Origin of the sequence: Paraburkholderia sp. CNPSo 3274 (genome assembly GCF_024206475.1) — a bacterium.
Classification (GTDB): domain Bacteria; phylum Pseudomonadota; class Gammaproteobacteria; order Burkholderiales; family Burkholderiaceae; genus Paraburkholderia.
Window position 1 is genome coordinate 1 of the sequence record NZ_JAMBPR010000163.1, and the last position, 5,500, is coordinate 5,500.

The 5,500-nt window shown below is 56.9% G+C and carries 6 protein-coding genes and 1 pseudogene; 3 read left to right on the forward strand and 4 right to left on the reverse strand.

What is annotated here, in order from left to right; genetic code table 11:
• The coding region (locus M3I54_RS43325; protein WP_254343608.1) for a hypothetical protein at positions 1-210 on the forward strand (210 nt) is incomplete at its 5' end.
• A gap of 31 nt (positions 211-241) precedes the next feature.
• Here the strand turns inward: M3I54_RS43325 and tnpB are convergent.
• Positions 242-451: an IS66 family insertion sequence element accessory protein TnpB gene (tnpB, locus tag M3I54_RS43330; protein ID WP_254346522.1), complete on the reverse strand. Its 210-nt coding sequence runs from the start codon at positions 449-451 to the stop codon at positions 242-244.
• Positions 427-924, reverse strand: coding sequence for a transposase (locus tag M3I54_RS43335; protein ID WP_254346524.1), 498 nt, complete (start codon positions 922-924; stop codon positions 427-429). The genes tnpB and M3I54_RS43335 overlap by 25 nt, the downstream gene beginning before the upstream one ends.
• 98 nt (positions 925-1,022) lie before the next feature.
• On the opposite strand from M3I54_RS43335, the pseudogene M3I54_RS43340 reads away from it, so the two are divergent.
• Positions 1,023-1,292, forward strand: a pseudogene (locus M3I54_RS43340) (tyrosine-type recombinase/integrase); the annotation flags it as partial.
• 721 nt (positions 1,293-2,013) lie between these two features.
• On the opposite strand, the gene M3I54_RS43345 reads toward M3I54_RS43340, so the two are convergent.
• Positions 2,014-4,077, reverse strand: a complete 2,064-nt coding sequence (locus M3I54_RS43345) for a phosphocholine-specific phospholipase C (protein ID WP_309249687.1) — start codon at positions 4,075-4,077, stop codon at positions 2,014-2,016.
• Positions 4,078-4,832: 755 nt separating this feature from the next.
• On the reverse strand, positions 4,833-5,078 hold the full coding sequence (locus M3I54_RS43350) for a Tn3 family transposase (RefSeq protein ID WP_165979569.1): 246 nt from the start codon (positions 5,076-5,078) through the stop codon (positions 4,833-4,835).
• Positions 5,079-5,188: 110 nt separating this feature from the next.
• On the opposite strand from M3I54_RS43350, the gene M3I54_RS43355 reads away from it, so the two are divergent.
• Positions 5,189-5,500, forward strand: a 312-nt coding sequence (locus M3I54_RS43355) for a transposase (RefSeq protein WP_254346525.1), incomplete at its 3' end; no start/stop codon positions are given.

Genomic DNA, 5,500 nt, shown 5'->3' on the forward strand with positions numbered 1-5,500 from the left:
CTGGAGGCTGCATCTCGACTCGGCATCCACGAAGCAACACTCACCAGGTGGGTCGAATACGGCCTTATCAAACGACACGCCTATAACGATTATGCGTTCCTCTATGAAGTCCCGGATTCCCACCCGCCTGTGAAGCACAGCAGCCGATGGGATCGACTCACTAACCGTGCGAAAGCGGCGCGAGCGCGCGTAGCATCTAAAACCCTCTGATCCGCGAATAGGAGTTGCAGTATGAATCCAGCTAGTTGAGCAATAGCCAGAATCCGTTGTGATCCCAGCCCAGGATCTTGATACGATCACATCGCCGATTCGTGAACACGTAGAGCGACGAATCCATCGGATTGAGGCCCATCGCCTGCTCCACGAGAATCGACAGGCTGTTCATTCCGTATCGGAAATCGACGGGATCGCGATGCAGATAGACGTTCAGACCTTCGTCGAACCGGAACACGCCAGCCTCCCGAGCACCTCGATGATCGTCGTGATCTCTTCAACGCCAGTCTCGCCGAAGTCGAGTTCGACACCGTTGGGTAACCGAACATGCAGCGCGAGCGCTATCGACGCGACCGGAGTAGACGGTGTCGACGGCGACACTGGCGCAGAGATGACGGGAACAAACACCGGTAAGGTACTTGCATTGCTGGGGCCTCTGACCGTCGGAGCAGGAATGTCGATCGAGACGCCATCAATTACCATTGGGTCTGGCTCCCGGGAATCGTGCAGGATCTGATGCTGATAGCGCGTGATCCACCGACGTAACTGGTTCGGGTTGACGTCGTGGTCCATGGCCGCACGCGCGATCGACACGCCCGGCTTCAGGCATAGTGCGACCAGTTCCCGTACAGCATCCTCATTAAATTCGCGCCGGCCATCCCGTTTCTGGCCAACGACCAGCCTGCTGCGGAGGTCTCGATTCTCGTTCATTGCGGTCTGAGTGCATGTGTCCACGCGGACACTTAGGTTCAGACCTTCAGCCACTCATTGGAAGGACGTTGTTCCTCGACCGCATACAACTAAAACGGCTCTGGCGTGTGCTGAGACGATTCTTCATTGTGGTGGCCGACGCGATCCAGGACGAACGGTCAGCGACTGCCGACAAGCTGCGCCGCGCAAGCCCGCATTGGATGCGTCACACGCACGCGTCGCACGCGCTGGCACGGGGTGCTGAGCTGATCATGGTGCGCGATAATTTGCGCCATGCGTCGATTTCGAAGACGTCGACCTACTTGCACAGCGATGAAGTGCAGTGGGCCCGGCAGTTTGATCATGCGTTCGAGGCACGCAAGCGGTAGACCGACTGCAGACCGACGACGCTGGGACAATGATAGTGTCTGTGGGCTGAACACTGCTCAACCAAACCGACAAAAAATCAGAATTTCTCCGCAAAATCATCGAGCTAAGATTATTTTGGCGAAAATTTCGCGATTACCCACACCGGCAAATTAGGCGAAGCGCCATGTAGACGATGGCGACACCGCCGTGTTCAGGCGGGATCGCTCGGGCTGAGTTGTGTGGCAATGGTTCGCATAATGCCCTGAACTTTTCCTACCGACCATGGTGGCCGGCAAGGAGAGGCTGGCGTTGACATCAGTGTCATCGCATTCTGGCTGGGCCATGAAAGCATCGACACGACGCACATCTACATGGAGTCCAATCTTGCGCACAAGGAGGAAGCGCTAGGTCGCTTGCAGCCTGTCGGGCAGCGGACGCCGCGTTTTCACGCAACCGACAAGGTCATGGCCTTCCTCGAAACCCTCTGATTATGCGCACCGCAACGGCCGGGGTCTCATGTTCCAGACGGCTCCCCGGCCGTCGTTTCGCCTAATTTGGCGGTGTGGGTAATCGTTAAAACCTCGCCACATCTCCGCCTAAACTGCTGAGTTTAATACGAAAACCATGAGAATCTAGCCGATCTGCTGGCTGGCTACGGCAACAAAATTCAAACCAGTTTTCGATAAACTCTTAGCAGAGCTATCCCGCAAATCAGCGGAACTACAACTGCATTACAACACCTTACGAGGCCATGGCCGGATCGGTAATGCTATCTGCACCGGTTTCGACGTGACCAGCAACCTTGCACATGAAATTGCTGTTTTCCTTAAGGGTGATGCTGAAGTTGTACCAACTCATGCTCGCGGTGAGATCGATCGGCAGTTCAACGGTTTGACCCGCCGGAACCCTGGTCGTCTGCGGCGCCATCTTGTAAGCGTTGTCGCTGACCGTGGCATTCACATCGCCCGAACCAACGTTAATCAGCGAGAGGCGGATCGAGCCATCGCTACCGTAGCACGTTTCAACTTGCAGGGCGGCGCTGGTGCTCGGAGTATCAACATACTCGCGAACGAAGCCGTTGGGACCGGTGACGCGCAGATCGTATGCACCGCTGGTTAATGTCCAGAAATCATCCAGGGTCTTGCTGTCTTCAACCGTGTAGTACTTTGGTGCATTCGACAGGTTCAGACGGTCAACAACGCGGTAGCACACTCCGACACCACCCGTGTTACCGAAGTGCACTGCAGGGCCACCACCGGTGACCGCGCACTTCGCGAACAGCTCATACGGAATTGCACGTGCCGGACGAGTGCCGGACTCAACCACCGGCTTGCCGGCCGGCGTTGCCGGTGGCGTCGGAACAGGTTTGTTGATATTTGCTGCCGTCGCAGCAGCATAATCCACGGCGCTAGTTGGCAGCGGCACTGACATACTGATAGTCGGAACCGAAGTCGGGAAAACATCGTTAGGCGTCTTGAAGTTAAATGCCGAAGTCAAGTCACCGCAAACTGCGCGACGCCACGGGGTGATGTTGCCGCAGTGCACGCCAAATCGCTGTTCAATGAAGCGGATCAGCGAAGTATGGTCGAACGTCTGCGAGCAAACATAACCTCCACGACTCCACGGCGAAACGACAAACGTCGGCACACGATTGCCCAGACCGAAGGGGTTGCCGTCGCCAGGGTTGATTTCGTCGCTCGTTTCCACGGTGCTCAAACCGTTGGCCGACGTAGCCGCAGGGCGCGGTGGAGCCACGTGGTCGAAGAAGCCGTCGTTCTCGTCATAGGTTACGATGAAGGCGGTCTTGCTCCAAACATCCGGATTCGACGTCAGTGCATCCAGAATACGTGCGATCCACTCGACGCCGTATGCTGGCGGCCACAGTGGGTGCTCACAGAAAATTCGCGGAGCGAACAGCCACGAAACCTGCGGCAGCGTATTGGCCAGCACGTCTTGCTTGAATTGCGCCAGGGTTCGCGGGTTGACGCCGCGGTCGTACAGCGGATTGCCCGGCAGAGCATTGACGAAATTCTGGAAGGCGAGAAGCACGTTCATACCGCCATCGCTGTTGTCGTTGCTCGTCTTGTCGGTGCCTTGACGGTACGCGCCCCAACTGATGCCTGCATTTTGCAGCGATTCAGCATAGGTCACCCAGCCCGGACCGTACATATTGCCCTGACCATTGGTGAACTGGGTAATGTTGTTGTTATCGATAATCGGCCCAAAGCCGCCGAGACCATGCGGATCGTTACTGCCGGTCAGCATGTACAGACGGTTCGGGCAGGTCGGGCCGGGCATCGATGCGTGGTACGCGTCGCACACAGTAAATGCATCAGCCAGGGCGCAGTGGAACGGAATGTCCTGGCGGTTGATGTAACCCATCGTTGCCCCGCCTTTCGCCAGGACCCAATTATTCATGCGGCCGCCATTGTTGGCAGCTTGACTATCCGGCCACGAGTGCGGCAGACCCTTCCAGATCGGGAAGTTAGTGTTGTCGGTATCAATGTGGAACGGCGTAACGATCCCACCATTGCGGTCCGGCTGAGACCAGATATCCGAGGTTACCGACGGGTCGTTGAAACCACGAACGCCGGGCAGCGAGCCCAGGTAGTGGTCGAACGAACGGTTCTCGAGCATCAGAATAACGATGTGCTCAACGTCATTGATCGTGCCGGTACCGTTGTTTGCCGGAGTAGCCAGCGCGCGTTGGATAGCCCCAGGGAAAATAGTCGACGCGACTGTCGTACCCGCTGCGGCTGCCGCAAGACGCATGAACTGGCGGCGACTAATTTGCATGTGTTCCATTAGTTCGAGCACCTGTAGGTTTGCGCGCGGGGCGTGCTGGTAGCTTGGGCGCCGCTGTCAAGGCCTTTCCCCGAGCATGCCGCGAAACATAAGGCGATAAGGATGGCTGCCGCCATCTTTATCATCAAAGATTTTCCAGTCATTATTTCCCTACGAGGTTGGTTGGTTAAAATAAATTATCGATCGCGTTCGACGGTGGCGGAATCATCCGCAGCACGCCGCTGACTGACCACGCTTCAGCCTGTGCGATGCTGTAGTACGCACCGTTGGCGATCACACAGTCCACATTCACACCGACCGCCAGTATGCTTTCAGACCGGCCTCATTGGACACGGTGTCTTCCGTGAACACGATCGAGTGGACGTTCATCTCCGGATCGACAGATGGACCTTGCGCCACGGCATCCGACTGGCATCGCGTCCGTATTTCTGACGGTACCATTCGCTGGTCCGGCCGAAATTGACAAACCTCATGACTTTTTAGCAGTCCATAATGACATCTGCATGGCAAATTGTGCGCATGACTCGGGGACAACGTGGTTTGCTAGACCTTCGTTGTAAGAGACTTGCACTCTTTACTCCTTGCCGGTCTCCCGGCGCACTGACGATTTTACTTCGCTGGCAAACGAAGTAATTTCGTCAGCCCGGAGGCCCCAGCCCTGTCCTGGCGGGCATTGGCCGGTGACGACATTACTTCGCTGTAGGGGTTGTAAGCCGGAACCGCAGAAATTTTGGAAGTCCTTTGATTTCAGGTGGTTAGAGAAGGTCGAGACCCGCAAGCATGGCCGCGATGTCGATCGGGTTCTCGTTGCGAAACGTGTAATGCCCGAGGAAGTGGATGTGCCGCCACGCCACCGGAGAAATCTTCTTCAGCATCGCGAGCGCCTTCTCATTTCCCTCCCGCTGGTAGCGTTCGAGCAGTTGTGAGAGCAGTACCGAGTTGAAGGCGGTCACGACATTGGCCAGCAGCCGGCCGCACTCGTTATTGATCGCAATGTCCAACTGATTGCGGGTTTTCCGAAGGGGCCGAATTTGTCTGCGAGCCCCACCGGGAATGGCTTTCGGAGCTGGCGAGGGGGAGCGGTTAAAGTGAGGGCTTTGCGGATGCGAAAATGGCTGCAAACCATGGCCGGCAGGCGATTCCCACGAAATTGAGTGAAGCGCAGTTCGGGCAATTTGTCTTGCCGCACCTGAGCCGGGGCCGGCGCGGCCCGCCGCCGACGTTGCCGTTACAGAGGATGTTCAACTACGTCCTGAAGGCGCTCTATATGGGGTGTCAATGGAAGATGCTGCCGATCGAAACGGATGCAAAGGGGCTGCCTGAAATCCACCACACCCGCATCTACCGGATCATGCGACGCTGGCAGGCTGACGGCAGCATCGACCGGGTCTTCGCGGGCTCGGTCGATCAACTGCATCGGGAC